General features: G+C 71.3%; 14 protein-coding genes. 5 read left to right on the top strand and 9 right to left on the bottom strand.

Annotation, left to right across the window (positions count from 1 at the left end; genetic code table 11):
* Window positions 1-10: 10 nt before the first annotated feature.
* Both JHN45_RS47875 and JHN45_RS47870 read right to left on the bottom strand, forming a co-directional pair.
* Window positions 11-868, bottom strand: a complete 858-nt coding sequence (locus JHN45_RS47875) for an NAD(+)/NADH kinase (protein ID WP_201055713.1) — start codon at window positions 866-868, stop codon at window positions 11-13.
* The gene (locus tag JHN45_RS47870) at window positions 865-1956 is read right to left on the bottom strand and encodes an SPFH domain-containing protein (protein WP_201055711.1); all 1092 of its coding nucleotides are present in this window, start codon (window positions 1954-1956) and stop codon (window positions 865-867) included. The genes JHN45_RS47875 and JHN45_RS47870 overlap by 4 nt, the downstream gene beginning before the upstream one ends.
* Window positions 1957-2116: 160 nt before the next feature.
* Between JHN45_RS47870 and JHN45_RS47865 the strand changes: the two genes are divergently transcribed.
* Both JHN45_RS47865 and argF read left to right on the top strand, forming a co-directional pair.
* Window positions 2117-3340: an arginine deiminase gene (locus JHN45_RS47865; protein WP_201055709.1), complete on the top strand. Its 1224-nt coding sequence runs from the start codon at window positions 2117-2119 to the stop codon at window positions 3338-3340.
* Between the two features lie 76 nt (window positions 3341-3416).
* On the top strand, window positions 3417-4424 hold the full coding sequence (gene argF, locus JHN45_RS47860) for an ornithine carbamoyltransferase (protein ID WP_201055708.1): 1008 nt from the start codon (window positions 3417-3419) through the stop codon (window positions 4422-4424).
* Between the two features lie 23 nt (window positions 4425-4447).
* On the opposite strand, the gene JHN45_RS47855 is transcribed toward argF, so the two are convergent.
* The 6 genes from JHN45_RS47855 to JHN45_RS47830 all read right to left on the bottom strand — a co-directional run bounded on the left by JHN45_RS47855 (window position 4448) and on the right by JHN45_RS47830 (window position 9066).
* Window positions 4448-4903, bottom strand: a complete 456-nt coding sequence (locus JHN45_RS47855; protein ID WP_200716408.1) for an ATP-binding protein — start codon at window positions 4901-4903, stop codon at window positions 4448-4450.
* A gap of 228 nt (window positions 4904-5131) precedes the next feature.
* Complete coding sequence (locus JHN45_RS47850) at window positions 5132-6343, bottom strand: sulfate adenylyltransferase subunit 1 (RefSeq protein ID WP_201055707.1); 1212 nt, start codon at window positions 6341-6343, stop codon at window positions 5132-5134.
* Window positions 6344-6345: 2 nt separating this feature from the next.
* Entirely contained in the window at window positions 6346-7245 is a 900-nt protein-coding gene (cysD, locus tag JHN45_RS47845) for a sulfate adenylyltransferase subunit CysD (RefSeq protein WP_201055706.1), read from the bottom strand.
* The gene (gene cysC / locus JHN45_RS47840) at window positions 7242-7793 is read right to left on the bottom strand and encodes an adenylyl-sulfate kinase (RefSeq protein ID WP_200716405.1); all 552 of its coding nucleotides are present in this window, start codon (window positions 7791-7793) and stop codon (window positions 7242-7244) included. Before cysC ends, cysD begins: the two co-directional genes overlap by 4 nt.
* A 130-nt stretch (window positions 7794-7923) precedes the next feature.
* A complete protein-coding gene (locus JHN45_RS47835; protein ID WP_201055705.1) occupies window positions 7924-8748 on the bottom strand; it encodes a PaaX family transcriptional regulator C-terminal domain-containing protein in 825 nt (274 codons plus the stop codon).
* 123 nt (window positions 8749-8871) lie between these two features.
* A complete protein-coding gene (locus tag JHN45_RS47830) occupies window positions 8872-9066 on the bottom strand; it encodes a DUF5999 family protein (protein ID WP_200716403.1) in 195 nt (64 codons plus the stop codon).
* A gap of 254 nt (window positions 9067-9320) precedes the next feature.
* Between JHN45_RS47830 and JHN45_RS47825 the strand changes: the two genes are divergently transcribed.
* Window positions 9321-9752, top strand: coding sequence for a DUF6299 family protein (locus JHN45_RS47825; RefSeq protein WP_200716402.1), 432 nt, complete (start codon window positions 9321-9323; stop codon window positions 9750-9752).
* Window positions 9753-9826: 74 nt separating this feature from the next.
* Here JHN45_RS47825 and JHN45_RS47820 read toward each other — a convergent pair whose 3' ends face one another.
* A complete protein-coding gene (locus tag JHN45_RS47820; RefSeq protein ID WP_201055704.1) occupies window positions 9827-11002 on the bottom strand; it encodes a hypothetical protein in 1176 nt (391 codons plus the stop codon).
* 229 nt (window positions 11003-11231) lie between these two features.
* On the opposite strand from JHN45_RS47820, the gene JHN45_RS47815 reads away from it, so the two are divergent.
* Together JHN45_RS47815 and JHN45_RS47810 are read left to right on the top strand one after the other, a co-directional pair.
* Complete coding sequence (locus JHN45_RS47815; RefSeq protein WP_201055703.1) at window positions 11232-14576, top strand: right-handed parallel beta-helix repeat-containing protein; 3345 nt, start codon at window positions 11232-11234, stop codon at window positions 14574-14576.
* A complete protein-coding gene (locus tag JHN45_RS47810; protein WP_201055701.1) occupies window positions 14573-15835 on the top strand; it encodes a S8 family serine peptidase in 1263 nt (420 codons plus the stop codon). Before JHN45_RS47815 ends, JHN45_RS47810 begins: the two co-directional genes overlap by 4 nt.
* The last annotated feature ends 65 nt before the right edge of the window (window positions 15836-15900 follow it).

Genomic DNA, 15900 nt, shown 5'->3' with positions numbered 1-15900 from the left:
GACCCCCGGCCTATGCCTGCCCCCACGTCAACTCCACCGCATCCCCCTCCATCCCGTCCCCGAACACCACCAACTGCTCGGACTCAACGGTGAGTTGCAACCCCGCCGAACCGTTCAGCTCACCCGCGACCAACGACGTCCCCGTCACCGGCGAAGGCCAAGCCTCCCGTACGAACCACACGAGCCTGTCCTCCGAGGGGTGTGGCAGGGCGAGCGCACTGCCCCGCTCCTGCCACACCGACCGGAGCCAGCCGGAGGCCCCGGTGCCCGTTCCCACGAGCACCCCGGAGGACGCCTGGGCCTCGACGACACCCCCGTCGCCCTCCAGACCCAGGCGGTATCTGGCCGTCTGATGACCGACGGCGCCCAGATAGATCTCGTTCAAGGCCACCAACCGCTGCGTGTCGTCGGCGACGGCCTCGACCATGGTGAGTTCGTCCACACCGGTGCCCGCCGCGAGGGCGGACGCCAGCAGGACGCCGGCGTCGGACGGCCGGTGCCGTACCAGGACCCCCGGGTTGCGCCCCGGATCCGTGTCGAAGCCCAACACCGGCTGCCCGGCAAGGTACTTGGCCACGTTCGCGACCAGCCCGTCCTGCCCGACCACGACCACGACGTCCTCCGGCGCGAACAGGAACCGGTCCAGGTCGGCCCGCTCGACCTGCGTCTGACGCCAGGTCAGCGGCACCGCGGAGGAGACCTCGGCCAGCGCCCGGCGCGTCCGGCGGTGCCGTTCGGCGACCTCCTCGATGTCCCGGCCGCGCGACCGCAGGAAGTACGCGGCCTGGCCGTGCGTCCCGTGCCGGGCCACCAACTCCTCGTACTCCGTGGTCCGGTGGACGAGGACGACCCGCGGTGCGAGACTCACGCGCCGGCCCCGCCGCCACCGCTACCGCCACCGGCACCGAACCTGGCGAGCAGCCCCGTCAGCACGTCCGGCGAGATCGTGACGCTGTCGATGTTCGGAAGGTTCTCCGCGAGCCGCGTCCCGGTGAGCGCGTTCAGGGTCGCTACATCGACATCCGCGTGGACTCGCAGCCAGGCCGCCTGGGCATGCGCCCGCGCGTCGCCCACCTCGCGCGAGCCCTCGGCCTCGGCACGGGCGAGCCGTACGGAACGCGCCGCCTCGGCGTCGGCGAGCCGTACCGTACGGGTGGCCTCGGCCTCCGAGAGCCGTACCGTCCGGGTCGCCTCCGCCTCCGCGCGGACCCCGTCGGCCGCCGCGTGCTCCTCGGCCTCGCGGCGGGCGTTCGTGCCGCGCTGGTCGACCAACTGCTCCTCGCGGCGGGCGAGTTCGATCTGGCTGTCGAGTTCGTTCTCGGCGATCGCCCGTTCGCGCTCGACCGCCACCGCCCGCCGTTCGTAGGTCGCCTTGTCCGCCTCCTGCTGGATCTGCTCGCGGGCCGGGGTGCGCAGTGCCCGCTCCACCTCGGGCTCGGGCCGCAGCGCCATCACGCGGACGGCGACCACCTCGATCCCGGTGGCGGGGAGGCGCGGTTCGGCGCCGAGTCCCGCCGCGATCCGCTCCCGTACCGCCGTCACCCCGTCGACCAGCGCGGACGAGAGGGTCGTCCGGGCGAGGACGGCCAGCGCATGCTGCTGGGCCGTCTCGGTCAGCAGGGTGCCCAGCTGTTCGAGGGGCGCGCCGCGCCACACGCCCGTGTCCGGGTCGACGGAGAAGTCGAGCCGTGCGGAGGCGAGGGCCGGGTCGCTGATGCGGTAGGTGACGGTCGCCTGGACCGCCACGTCCTGGAAGTCGGACGTACGGGCGTGGAAGGTCATGGCCAACTCCCGGTCGTCGACCGGCACTTCGGAGAGCGCGGCGGTCAACGCGCGGAACCAGAAGCTGAGTCCGGGCCCGTCGTGCAGCAACTTGCCCGAGCGGTGGTGGCGGATGTGCGCCGTCGGAGCCCCGCGCAGGTGGCGCCAGCCCAGGCGCCGGGTGATGTCGGCCATCAGAGTCCCTCAGATCCGGTCAGAAGATCCCGTGGGATCCCGCATCGATCTCGTCAGTAAGACGATAATCGCCTGGCGCACTTGTCGTCAAGAGGACGAGAACAAGTGGCAGTACGACAAGTAGGGGGTGAACTCGGTCGGAGATGGTCAGGATGGAGACATGGCACTCCATGTCGACTCCGAGACCGGGCGGCTGCGCCGCGTCATCCTGCACCGGCCGGATCTCGAGCTCAAAAGGCTCACCCCCAGCAACAAGGACGCCCTCCTCTTCGACGACGTGCTCTGGGTGCGCCGGGCGCGCGCCGAGCACGACGGCTTCGCGGACGTGCTGCGCGACCGCGGCGTCGCGGTCCATCTGTTCGGCGATCTGCTCGCCGAGGCCCTGGCGATCCCGGCGGCCCGGTCACTGGTCCTGGACCGGGTCTTCGACGAGAAGGAGTACGGCCCCCTCGCCACCGACCACCTCCGCGCCGCCTTCGAGGCGCTGCCCGCGCCCGAACTGGCCGAGGCGCTGGTCGGCGGCATGACCAAACGCGAGTTCCTGGAGGCCCACGCGGAGCCGACCTCCGTCCGCTTCCACGTCATGGACCTCGACGACTTCCTGCTCGCCCCCCTCCCCAACCACCTCTTCACCCGCGACACCTCCGCGTGGATCTACGACGGCGTCTCCGTCAACGCCATGCGCTGGCCGGCCCGGCAGCGCGAGACTGTCCACTTCGAGGCGATCTACCGGCACCATCCCCTCTTCCGTACCGAGAAGTTCCACGTCTGGTCCGAGGGGCAGGCCGACTACCCGTCCACCATCGAGGGCGGGGACGTCCTCGTCATCGGCAACGGCGCGGTGCTCATCGGCATGAGCGAGCGCACCACCCCGCAGGCCGTCGAGATGCTCGCGCACAAGCTGTTCGCCGAGGGCTCCGCGCGGACGATCGTGGCGCTCGACATCCCCAAGCAGCGCGCCTTCATGCACCTCGACACGGTGATGACGATGGTCGACGGCGACACCTTCACCCAGTACGCCGGCCTCGGCATGCTGCGGTCGTACACCATCGAACCGGGCGTCGGCGACAAGGAGTTGAAGGTCACCGACCATCCGCCGGAGCACATGCACCGCGCGATCGCCGCCGCCCTCGGGCTGGACGGGATCCGGGTCCTGACCGCCACCCAGGACGTGCACGCCGCCGCGCGCGAGCAGTGGGACGACGGCTGCAACGTCCTCGCCGTCGAGCCGGGCGTCGTCGTCGCCTATGAGAGGAACGCCACGACCAACACGTTTCTGCGCAAGCAGGGCATCGAAGTGATCGAGATCCCGGGGAGCGAACTGGGCCGGGGCCGGGGCGGACCGCGCTGCATGAGCTGCCCGGTCGAGCGGGACGCCGTATAGAAATTCTATGTATCGTATAGAATTCCAAACCTGAGCCTGTTCCCCGTACCTGTACCTGCATCTCTGGAGCGCCCCCATGGCGACAGTCCCGACCGCCCTCGCCGGCCGCCACTTCCTCAAGGAGCTGGACTTCTCCGAGGAGGAGTTCCGCGGCCTGATCGAGCTGGCCGCCGAGCTGAAGGCCGCCAAGAAGGCCGGGGGCGAGACGCGGTACCTGTCGGGGAAGAACATCGCGCTGATCTTCGAGAAGACCTCGACGCGCACCCGCTGCGCGTTCGAGGTCGCCGCGGCCGACCAAGGCGCCTCGACGACCTACCTCGACCCGTCGGGCTCGCAGATCGGCCACAAGGAGTCCGTGAAGGACACCGCGCGCGTGCTCGGCCGGATGTTCGACGCCATCGAGTACAGAGGCGACAGCCAGGCCGCCGTGGAGGAACTGGGCGCGTTCGCGGGTGTGCCGGTCTTCAACGGGCTCACCGACGACTGGCACCCCACCCAGATGCTCGCCGACGTGCTCACCATGACCGAGCACAGCGACAAGCCGCTCAAGGAGATCGCCTTCGCCTACCTCGGCGACGCCCGCTTCAACATGGGCAACTCCTACCTGGTCACCGGCGCGCTGCTCGGCATGGACGTACGGATCGTCGCCCCGAAGTCGTACTGGCCCGCCGAGGAGATCGTCACCGCCGCCCGCGCGCTCGCCGAGCGGAGCGGCGCGCGGATCACGCTCACGGAAGGGGTCGAGGACGGGGTGGCGGGCGCCGATTTCGTCGTCACCGACGTGTGGGTCTCGATGGGCGAGCCCAAGCAGGTCTGGGACGAGCGGATCGCGGCCCTCGCGCCGTACGCCGTGACCATGGACGTCCTGCGGGCCACCGGCAACCCGGACGTCAGGTTCCTGCACTGTCTGCCGGCCTTCCACGACCTCGGCACCAAGGTCGGCCGCGAGATATACGAGACCCACGGCCTCGACTCGCTGGAGGTCACGGACGAGGTCTTCGAGTCGGCCCACTCGGTCGTCTTCGACCAGGCCGAGAACCGGCTGCACACGATCAAGGCCGTATTGGTCGCGACCCTGGCCTGATCAGTCCTCGAAACGCGGGTCGGCTATCCCGCCGGACGCCACTGGGCCGGTACGACGGGCAGGCGGAACCACACCGCCTTGCCCGACTCGGTGGGGCGGTGGCCGCACGACGAGCTGAGCGCGCGGATCAGCAGCAGGCCGCGCCCGTGCTCCTGCCAGGGGTCGGGCTCCTCCTCGGCGGGCTTGGTCAGGGTCGCGGGCGGCTCCGGGTCGGCGTCGTGCACCTCGACCCGGCAGCCGGAGGGCAGCAGCTCGACCACGAGCTCTATGGGGGCGTCACCGGTGGTGTGCTCCACCGCGTTAGCGACCAGCTCCGCCGTCAGCAGCTCCGCGGTGTCGCTGTCGGCCGCGTGCCGGACCTCGGACAGAGCCGTACGGACCAGTGCGCGGGCCACCGGCACGGCCGCGGCGGTGTGCGGCAGTGCGATGCGCCAGGAGGCGGAGGCGGAGGGGCGTTCTTGCAAGGCGGGTCCGTTCATGGAGCAGGCTGTCCTGCTTTCAACTATATGAATGGTACGGCGCCCTTTGTCAGAGTCTCTCGGCGGGCTCCGTGCGGGACCTTCGTCCCGGTACCGAGCGGCATACCCGGTTCGACGCCCTCTCTCGCACGACAGCTCCCCTTGTTACCGCGCTATTGACGTCTCGTGACAAGAACGCCCTCGGGCCCCGTACGAACGGGGCCCGAGGGCGTTGTCGGCGAGAGCGGATCAGGCCAGGTCGGCCATGCCCGCGGTGAGCGTCGCGCCGTCCGCCGGGTCGATCACGAGGAACGCGCCCGTGCGACGCGAGACCGCGTAGTCGTCGAGCGCGAGCGGCTCGGCGGTGCGCAGGGTGATCCGGCCCAGATCGTTCGCGGTCAGCTCGGCGGCACCACCGAGATCCCGTACGACGGCCTTCACCGTCCGCGTCGTGTGGCGCAGCAGCACCCGGTCGCCGACCCGCAGCGGCCGGTCGGCCAGATGACAGACGGCGGCCCGGACGTCCTGGGTGAGCACGGGCGCGTCGACCCCGGCGGTGATCATGTCGCCCCGCGACACGTCCCGCTGGTCGGCGAGCCGCAGACTGACCGACTGCGGCGCGTACGCCGCCCCGGCCTCGGTGCCGAGCGCGGAGATCCCGGCGATCTCGGAGGTCTCACCGGACGGATGAACGATCACCCGGTCCCCGACCCGCAGCGAACCGGACACCAACTGCCCCGCGTACCAACGGACTTCACCGTCCCGGATGACGTACTGCACGGGGAAACGGGCCGGCGCGTCGGACGGATCGGCGCCCACCGGGACGTTCTCCAGGAACTCCAGCAGCGCAGGGCCCTCGTACCAGTCCATGTGCGCCGAACGGTCCACCACGTTGTCACCGACCAGCGCCGAGACCGGGATCGGCGTGAAGGACGGCAGCCCCGACTCGGCCGCGTGGCCCGCGAATTCCTCGACGATCCGCTCGAACACCGCCTGCTCGTACCCGACGAGATCCATCTTGTTGACGGCCAGCACCACGTGCGGCACCCGCAACAGCGCGGCCACGGCGGCATGCCGCAGCGTCTGCTCCACGACACCGTTGCGCGCGTCGATCAGCACGATCGCCAACTCGGCGGTTGAGGCACCCGTCACCATGTTGCGGGTGTACTGCACATGGCCCGGGGTGTCGGCGAGGATGAACCGGCGCCGGGGGGTGGCGAAGTAGCGGTACGCCACGTCGATCGTGATGCCCTGTTCGCGTTCGGCGCGCAGTCCGTCGGTGAGCAGTGCGAGGTCGGGCGCGTCCTGCCCGCGGTCGGCCGACACCCGCTGCACCGCCTCCAGTTGGTCGGTGAGGACCGACTTGGAGTCGTGCAACAGCCGTCCTACGAGCGTGGACTTGCCGTCGTCGACCGAACCGGCCGTCGCGAACCGCAGCGTGTCGATGGTGGTCGTGCTCATGGTCAGAAGTACCCCTCGCGCTTGCGGTCTTCCATCGCGGCCTCGGACAGCTTGTCGTCGGCACGCGTCGCGCCCCGCTCGGTCAGCCGCGAGGCGGCGATCTCGGCGATCACCTCGTCGAGCGTGGCGGCCTCGGAGTCGACGGCGCCCGTGCAGGACATGTCACCGACGGTCCGGTACCGGACCTGCCGCTTCTCGACGGTCTCGTCCGCCTTCGGCCCGCCCCACTCACCGGCGGTCAGCCACATACCGCCCCGGTTGAAGACCTCGCGGTAGTGGGCGAAGTAGATGTCGGGCAGTTCGATGCCCTCGCGGGCGATGTACTGCCAGACGTCGAGCTCGGTCCAGTTGGACAGCGGGAACACGCGGACGTGCTCGCCGGGTGCGTGCCGTCCGTTGTAGAGGTTCCACAGCTCGGGCCGCTGGCGGCGGGGGTCCCACTGCGAGAACTCGTCCCGCAGCGAGAACACCCGTTCCTTCGCCCGGGCCTTCTCCTCGTCCCGACGCCCGCCACCGAAGACCGCGTCGAACTTCTCGGCCTGGATCTTCTCCGTCAATGGCAGGGTCTGGAGCGGGTTGCGGGTTCCGTCGGGGCGTTCGCGCAGCACACCGCGGTCGATGTAGTCCTGTACGGAGGCCACATGGAGGCGCAGTCCATGTGCGGCGACCACACGGTCCCGGTACTCAAGGACTTCGGGGAAGTTGTGTCCGGTGTCCACATGCAGCAGCGAGAACGGCACCGGCGAGGGCGCGAAGGCCTTCAGCGCCAGGTGCAGCATGACGATGGAGTCCTTGCCGCCGGAGAAGAGAATCACCGGCCGCTCGAACTCACCCGCCACCTCACGGAAGATGTGCACCGCCTCGGACTCCAGAGCGTCCAGATGCGAGAGCGAGAAGGTCACAGCAGCCCCCGCTCGGCCAGCACCGCGTACACCGCGTCCGCCGACTCCTGCGGGCTCTGCGTCTGCGTCGGCAGCGTGAGCGCCGGGTCAGTGGGCGGCTCGTACGGGTCGTCGACGCCGGTCAGACCGGTCAGCGCGCCCGCGGCCTGACGGGCGTAGAGGCCCTTGACGTCGCGCTCGCTGCACACCTCCACCGGGGTCGCGACATGCACCTCGATGTACGGCGTCCCGCTCGCCTCGTGCCGTTTGCGGACGGCCTCGCGGCTGTCGGCGTAGGGGGCGATGACCGGGACGACGGAGAGGACGCCGTTGCGGGCGAGCACCTCGGAGACGAGGCCGATGCGCTGCACATTGGTGTTGCGGTCCTCGCGGGAGAAGCCGAGGCCGGCCGAGAGGAAGCGGCGCACCTCGTCGCCGTCGAGGACCTCCACGCGATGCCCTTCGGCTCTCAGACGGTCGCTCAGGTGTTGGGCGATCGTCGTCTTGCCCGCGCTCGGCAGTCCGGTGAGCCAGACGGTGGCTCCCTGAGCCCTTGCCGTGGTGGTCATGCGCAACAGTCCTCTTTCTTACCCGACGAGCGACGTCGTCGAAGGCTAGGTAAGAACTCTGAGAGGACCTGTTAAAGAGGCTGAGGTTTAGCTGAGTGACTGGTGGTGCGCAAGAGATCACGCTGCTTCGTCATGAACTGTTCATAACGCCCGCGAACTCCGCCCCCGCGTCCCGCAGTCGTGCGTGCAGTCCCCGGAACACCTCGGCCGAGCGGGCGCCCGGCCAGTCCCGGGGGAGCAGACGGGCGGGGAGGCCGGGGTCGACGTAGGGGAGGTGGCGCCAGGAGTCCAGGGCGAGGAGGTAGTCGCGGTAGGCCTCCTCGGGCGGGGTGTCCGCGCGCCGCTCCCAGTCGGCCAGCACGCGCGCGTGGCGGTCGAGGAACGCCTCGTGCTCCTTGGCGATCGCGGTCAGGTCCCACCAGCGGGCCACGGCGTCGGCGGTCGCCGCGAAACCGAGATGCTCACCGCGGAAGAAGTCCACGTACGGGTCGAGTCGCAGCCGCCCGAGGATGTGCCGGGTCTCCTCGTACAGCCGGGCGGGTGCGATCCACACGCCCGGGGCGGCGGTGCCGAAGCCGAGGCCGGACAGCCGGGAGCGCAGGATGTGCCGCTTCTGCCGTTCGGACTCGGGGACGGAGAACACCGCGAGCACCCAGCCCTCGTCGTCCGAGGGACCGGCCGCGTAGATGCGCCGGTCGCCGTCGTCGAGCAACTGCCGTGCCTCGGGCGAGAGTTCGTAGCCGGCGGCGCCCTGGGCGGTGCGGCCGGGCAGCAGCAGCCCGCGCCGTTTGAGCCGGGACACCGACGAGCGCACCGAAGGCGCGTCGACGCCGGCGGCGGCCAGGAGCCGGATCAGTTCCGCGACCGGAACCGGGCCGGGCACGAAGCGGCCGTACGCGCCGTAGAGCGTGACGATGAGAGACCGTGGAGCAGGCTGGTCGGACACGTTGATCATCTTAGGTCGTCAGCATCGCTGCTGGTCACCTCGGGTACGCAAGCTCAGCCTTCACGGCTCGAAGATCACCGTGGGTGGCGCGTCCTTGAAGACGATCACGCGGGAATGATCAGGTGGGAACGGTCAGGCGGCGACGGCGAGTTGGTCGGCCGGTACCCGGTGCGGGGCGACGATCCGGCCGTCGGGGAGCAGCAGGCCGCTGTCGTCGAAGACGATCGCGCCGTCGCACAGCAGCGTCCAGCCCTGCTCGGGGTGGGCGGAGACGACGTGCACGGTGTCGGTGTCGGTCACGGGGCACGAGGACTGGTGGGAACACATGGCGTACCTCCACGTCGGATGCGATCCGTTCCGGCGGCTCCTTCGCCGCCCGCATCGCATATACAGACCATCCTCCCGTCGCGAACTCATCGGAACAGGCTGCTGTGAAGCGTGACAACACGCGGACAACACTCGGACGGTTCCACGACGCTCGGTGCGGACTCGCCACCGAAGGAGTGACGATCACGGGAGTTGGGGCGTTCGACCGGTACCAGTGGAGACCTCTGCTTCGGATACTTCAGGAGGTACTCCCCATGTCCCTGCGTTCCGCCCTCGGTTCGGCGGCCGGTGCCGCGCTGCTGCTGGTCTCCGCCGCCCCCGCCGCGACCGCGTCCGCCGGCCCCTACGAGACGGTGACGGTCGACCCCACGGGCAGCATCGCCCCGGACGGCACCGTCACCCTTTCCGGTACCTACCGCTGCCTCGGCAACTCGGGCCCGGCCTTCGTCAGTTCCTCCGTCTCCCAGGGCGACTCCGCGGTCCGGCACGGCATCGGCGGCACCCGGGCGGTCTGTGACGGCACGGAGCACAGCTGGGAGAACTCGGGCAAGCCGTCGTCCGACCCGCTGAACCCGGGCCCGGCCCAGGTCGAGGCCACGGTGATGGAGTTGTCCCCCCAGGGTGGTCTGCCGCTGCCCCGCTTCCACGCGGTGCAGCACCAGGACATCACCCTGACCGAGAGCTGAGCCCGCGAGGGAAGAGCAGGACGCCTCCGGCCCGCCACCCTCAACGGGGGCGGGCCGGAGGCGAGTTCGGCCGGTCAGTGCTGGGTGTTGCTCGCCCAGATCGCCGTCGAACCGGAGTAGATCACCATGTTGCCGTCGCCCTGGAGCCTGAGGTAGGCGCCGTTGTGGCCGGGGGTCTGGCTGGCCCACACGGGCTGGTTGGAGGAGGTGTAGACGACGAGGTTGCCGTCCGCCTGGAAGACCGCGTGGTAGTTCGAGCCGAAGGTCATGGTGGCCCAACGGGCCTTGTTGTTCTCGTCGTACAGCACGAAGTTGCCGTCGGACTGCATCCGCAGCCGCGCCTTCTTCGCGTTGATCGACTGGCCCGCGCTCAGCACCCGGGTGGCCGTGACGAGGACGTCCGACGGATAGCTCGACGTCGTGGTGGACCCCGAAGTCCCCGACTTCGTACCGGACTTGGTCCCTGACTTGGTCGTGGTGGACTTCTTCGTCGGCTTCGCCGCCGCGGTCGGCTTCTTCGTCTTCACCGTCGTCGGCTCGCTCATCGGCTGCGCGACGGTCGTCTTCCCCGGCGAGGTCTTGTGCGGGGCGGCGGCCTTCGAGGTGGCGTGCTGCGCGGGAGTGGACGGGGCGGACGAGGCGTACGCCCCGGTGCCCTGCGTCGCGCCGTCGCCGAGAATGGTGCCCGCCTGGTCGGCGACCACCCGGTCATGGCTCTCCGGGGTGCGGTCCCGGCTCATCAGCAGCCCCGGTACGGCGATCAGCAGCGCGCCGAGCACCGCCGCACCGGCCAGCAGCGGGCGGCCCGGGCGGCCGACGGACGCGGCGGCCGTGTCGCCGGAGGCGGGTCCGTCGCCCTCGGGGGCGCTCGCGGCCACCGCCACGGCGGGCGCCTCGGGCTCGGCGGCCTCCTGCCGCGCCGGTTCGGCGGCGGCGGACTCCGGGCCGTCCGGCCCGTCGGGTTCCGCCGGGCCGCGGCCGGCACCGGCGAGCGCCTGGGTCTCCGCGGCCGAGGTCGCGGAACCGCTCAGCGCCGCCGCGACGGACTCCGCGGAGCCGGTCCCGGCCGAACCGGCAGCCCCTGAAGGGGAGTTGGATGTCGCACTCGCCGTGCTCGCCGCCGCGGATTCCTCGGTGGCCGGGGTCTCCGGGGTCTCCGGGGTCGCGGAGGTCGCCGACGTCGACGCGGTGGCCGCTGCCGAGGTCTCTGCCGCTGTCTTCCTCGCGGTCGGTCCGGTTCGGTCTGTCATCCGCCCTGTCCGCCCCAATCGCCCAACAGTTCGTCATACGCGTGTATGGACAATCCTTTCACGCGCATACACGCGCGGGTGCCAACAGCGGTTCCTTTCCCGGGAGTTAACAATCGTCACGCACAAGCTCCGGTGCTGGTACGGCTGTTGCGCGACGGCACATAATTTGCCGTACGGCATGATGGGGTTGGCCGCAACCGACAGGTGCCGACACGAGGAGGTCAGCTGAGTGCGCCAGGTACTGACGGTCTGTCCGGAGGGCACCGGGGACGCCCGGACGATCGGAGAGGCCCTGGCCAGGGCGCGCGGGGGCGCGGTGCTGAGTGTGCGCCCGGGGACGTACGAGGAGAATCTCGTCGTCACCACCCGGGTGACCATCGTCGCCGAACAGGCGCGCGGCACCGTCCGGTTGGCACCGCGCAAGGGCATCGTGATCTCGCTGCGCGTGGACGCGGTGATGCTGACCGACCTGGTGGTCCAGGGCCAGGACGAGGAACAGCCCGCCGTGGACGCCTCGCACGGGCAGGTCGCGATGCAGGGCTGCGATCTGTCCGGCGCCTCGTGGACGACCGTACTGGCCCGCAACTCGGGCTCGTTGGCGATGCGCGAGTGCCGGGTCTCCAACCGCACCGGCGCCGGCGTCGTCGTCACCTCGCCGACCGAGAGCTCGCTGGAGTCCTGCACCCTCGAACACCTCGGCACCAGCGGTGTGGTGATCGGCGAGCGCGGCCGGGCCACCCTGCGCGGCTGCACGATCCGGGACGCGCGCGGCAACGGCGTGCTCGCCAACGGCGACGCCCAGGGTTCCGTAGAGGACTGCGACCTCGCGTCAACGGACAAGCCCTCACTGGCACTTGAGGAGCGCAGCGCGATCCGGGTGCTGCGGACCGTGGTCCGCGACACCTCCATCGGCGTGCATGTGACCAGCTCCGCCCGCTGCGAGCTGGAGGAGGTGCGGGTCACCGGCTCCAGCGGCCCCGGCATCATCGTCTCGCACGGCAGCGACCCGGTGCTGCGCCGCTGCCGCACCGCCCGCACCACGGGCAACGGCCTGCTGGTGACGGACCGTTCACGTGGCACGTACGAGGACTGCTGGCTGACCGGCGCCCAGATGGCGGCGCTTCGGGTGGCCGGTGCCTCCTCGCCCACGCTGACCTCACTGACCGTCCGGGACGGCGAGTCGGACGGCGTCCTGCTCGAAGAGGACGCGGCGGCCGAGCTGGAGCGCGTGGAGATCATCGACGTCAAGGGCACCGGTGTGGTGATCCGAGGCAACGCCAACCCCCTGGTGCGGCGCGCCCGCATCACCGGCGCGGGCGGCCCCGGCGTATCCGTGCGCGACGGCGGGCGCGGCCGGGTCGAGGACTGCACGGTGGAGGCACCCGGCGGCGCGGGCGCGGAGGTCGCGGCGGGCGGCAACGTCTACCTCGCCGGGTTCCGGGTCAACAACCCCGGCGGCGCCGGACTGGAGATCGGCGGCGAGGGCACGGCCGCGCTCCGCGACGGCGAGCTGGTCTCGGCCGGCGGCTGCGGTGTACTCGTGGACACCGGCGGCGAGTTGACGGCCAACCGGGTACGGACCGCCGCCTCCGCCGAGCACGGCTTCCTGGTCCGCGACGGCGGCCGGGCCTCCCTGAACGGCTGCGAGGCGGCCGGCAACGACCGCGACGGCATCCGCGTCGAGTCGGAGGCCCCGGTGTCCGTGGTGGGCTGCACGGTCCGCGACAACAAGGGCGGCGGCCTCGTCCAGGCCAAGGCCGGCGGCCGGTTGGCGGTGGAGAACCTCACCAGCACCGGCAACGAGTCCCGCGACGCCTGGGGCTTCGGCGAGGCCGAGGGCACCGACCCGGCGGGCACCGTACCGGAGTCGGAGGGGCCCGGCCGCCCCGACGGACCCATGGCCGCGCTGGAGGGCCTGATCGGCCTCGACAACGTCAAGGAACAGGTCCGCACCCTCGTCAACCTCACCCAGCTGGCCGCGCGCCGCGCCCAACTCGGCATGTCCGCACCGCCGATGAGCCGCCACCTGGTCTTCGCGGGCCCGCCCGGCACCGGTAAGACCACCGTCGCCCGCCTCTACGGCACGATCCTCGCCGAGCTGGGCGCCCTGCGCTCCGGACACCTCGTCGAGGTCTCCCGCGCCGACCTGGTCGCCCAGGTCATCGGCGGTACGGCCATCAAGACCACCGAGGCCTTCGAACGGGCCCTGGGCGGCGTCCTGTTCGTCGACGAGGCGTACACCCTCACCTCCGACTCCCGTGGTTCCGGGGCCGACTTCGGGCGCGAGGCCGTCGACACCCTGCTGAAGCTGATGGAGGACCACCGCGAGGACGTGGTGGTCGTCGCGGCCGGCTACTCCGACGAGATGCGCAGCTTCCTCGGCTCCAACCCCGGTCTGGCGTCCCGTTTCTCACGGACCGTCGAGTTCGAGAACTACTCGGTGCCCGAGCTGGTGGAGATCATGGAGAGCATGTGCGTACGCCACCAGTACGCGCTCGCCGACGAGACCCGCCACGCCCTCGCCGTGCACTTCGACCGAATACCGAAGGACGCCGGCTTCGGCAACGGCCGTGCCGCACGGCAGGTGTTCGAGGAGATGGTGGACCGCCAGGCCGTACGGCTCTCCGCGCTCACCGACGTCACCGAGCAGGACCTCTCGCTGCTGCTGCCGCAGGACATCAGCGAGGAGGCGGCCCGCACCGCCGCCGACGGACCCAACGCCGTCGACCCCGGCGACGACGCGCTCAGCAGGCTGGACGCGCTGGTCGGACTCCACGCCGTGAAGCGGGACGTCACCGACCTCGTCAACCTGGTCTCCACCGCGAAGCAGCGCGAGGCCGCCGGACTCCCGGTGCCCCGCCTCAGCCACCACCTCGTCTTCACCGGCCCGCCCGGCACCGGCAAGACCACCGTGGCCCGCCTCTACGGCGAACTCCTCGCCTCCCTGGGCGTGTTGCCGCGCGGCCAGCTCGTCGAGGTGTCCCGCGCCGACCTCGTCGGCCGATACGTGGGCCACACCGCGCAGTTGACCCGGGAGGTCTTCGAACGGGCCCTGGGCGGCGTCCTGTTCGTCGACGAGGCCTACACCCTCACCCCGCGCGAGGCGTCCGGCTCCGACTTCGGCCGGGAGGCCGTGGACACCCTGCTGAAGCTGATGGAGGACCACCGCGACAAGGTGGTCGTCATCGTCGCGGGTTACACCCAGGAGATGGAGACGTTCCTCGCCTCCAACCCGGGCCTGTCGTCCCGGTTCTCGCGCCGCGTCGAGTTCGCCGACTACTCCTCCGACGAGCTGGTCACCATCGTCCGCGAGCACGCCGTACAGCTCGGGTACGAGTGCGCGGCCGGGCTCGGGCCGGTGCTGCGGCAGTACTTCGACGGGCTGCCCCGCGACCGGTCCTTCGGCAACGCGCGCACCGCCCGCCAGATCCTGGAGCGGATGATGACCCGACAGGCGGGCCGGCTCAGCAGACTGGCCGTCCCCAGCCTCGACGACCTCCGCCTCCTTCTCCCGGAGGATCTCGCCGACCCGACGGCCACCTCTCCCTCCTCCAGCGGCGCGGCCCTGGCATGACGACGACACACGGCAAGGTGTCCGCCGCCGCTCTGGCGCTGCTGCTGACCGCTTCCGCGAGCGCGCTCGGCGCCGGGTCCGCCGCGGCGGCCGACGGCACGGTCCAACTCCCTGTCCTGTCGGCCCGGTTGGACGCCGACGCGACCTGTACGGCGGGCTCGGGTGTCCGCGCCACCGACGTGCCGTGGGAACAGGTCTCGCTGCAACTCACCCGGACCTGGCCCTTCGCCTCGGGCGCAGGGGTGACCGTCGGCGTGGTCGACACCGGGGTCTCGGCCTCCGCCCCCGCGTTGAAGGGCCGGGTGAGCGCCGTCGGCGATGCCGGGACCGACTGCGTGGGACACGGCACGTTCGTGGCCGGGCTGGTCGGCGCCGCCGTGGCGGACGGGGTGCGGTTCGCGGGGGTGGCGCAGCAGGCGCGCATCCTCGCGGTGCGCGGCAGCGACGCGCGCGGCGCGGTCACCGCCGAACGGGTCGCCGACGGCATCCGGGCCGCCGTGGACGGCGGGGCGAAGGTGGTCACGGTGTCGGCTGCGCTCGCGGCCAACACCCCCACGCTGCGCGCCGCCGTCGCGTTCGCGGCGAAGAAGGACGTCCTGCTGATCGCCGCCGCCGTACCGGACACCCCGGCGACGGCGACCTCCGCGACGGACAGCCCGCCCGCCCGCGACTACTACCCGGCCGCCGACGACGGTGTGCTCTCCGTCCTCGACGTCGACGTGGACGGCAAGCGGCCGACCGGCGCGTACACGACCGACAGTGCCTCAATCGCCGCGCCCGGTGACGGAGTTGTCGGCATCGGCCCGAAGAAGGCCGGCCACTACATCGGCTCGGGAGCGTCACTGGCCGCCGGTTTCGTGGCCGGGGCGGCGGCGCTGGTGCGCTCCGTCCACCCGGACCTGACGGCCGCCCGGACCGTGAGCCTGCTGCGCACCTCCGCGTACCCGGCCGACGTGCCACGGCTCGACCCGTACGCGGCCGTCACGTCCGTCCTGACCGGCGCTTCGGCACCGGCCGTCGCCGCCCCCGCCTCCCCGGTCCACCTCCCGGCCGACAAGGCCGCCGGACCGCTCCGCCGCGCCCTGTGGCCCGCGTCGGCGGGCCTCGCCGTGATCATCGCGGTGGTGTGGCTGGGGTTGATCCTGCCTCGGGGGCGGCGCTTGGGGTGGAAGCCGTCTGTCCGGACGGAGGGTGCAGAGAACACGGTTGCCGTGGAACCGGCGGTCCCGGCGGGCGCGGGCACGCCACTGGAAGGCTGAGTCCTTCGGCGGTGCCGGGCCGGTCAGTGGGCATCTGCGGGCCGGTGGGGGCTGGTCGCGCAGTT

The organism is Streptomyces sp. MBT53 (genome assembly GCF_016654115.1).
Lineage (GTDB): Bacteria > Actinomycetota > Actinomycetes > Streptomycetales > Streptomycetaceae > Streptomyces.
Note: the sequence above shows the minus strand (reverse complement) of the source record. Positions and strands in the feature narration are given on the sequence as shown.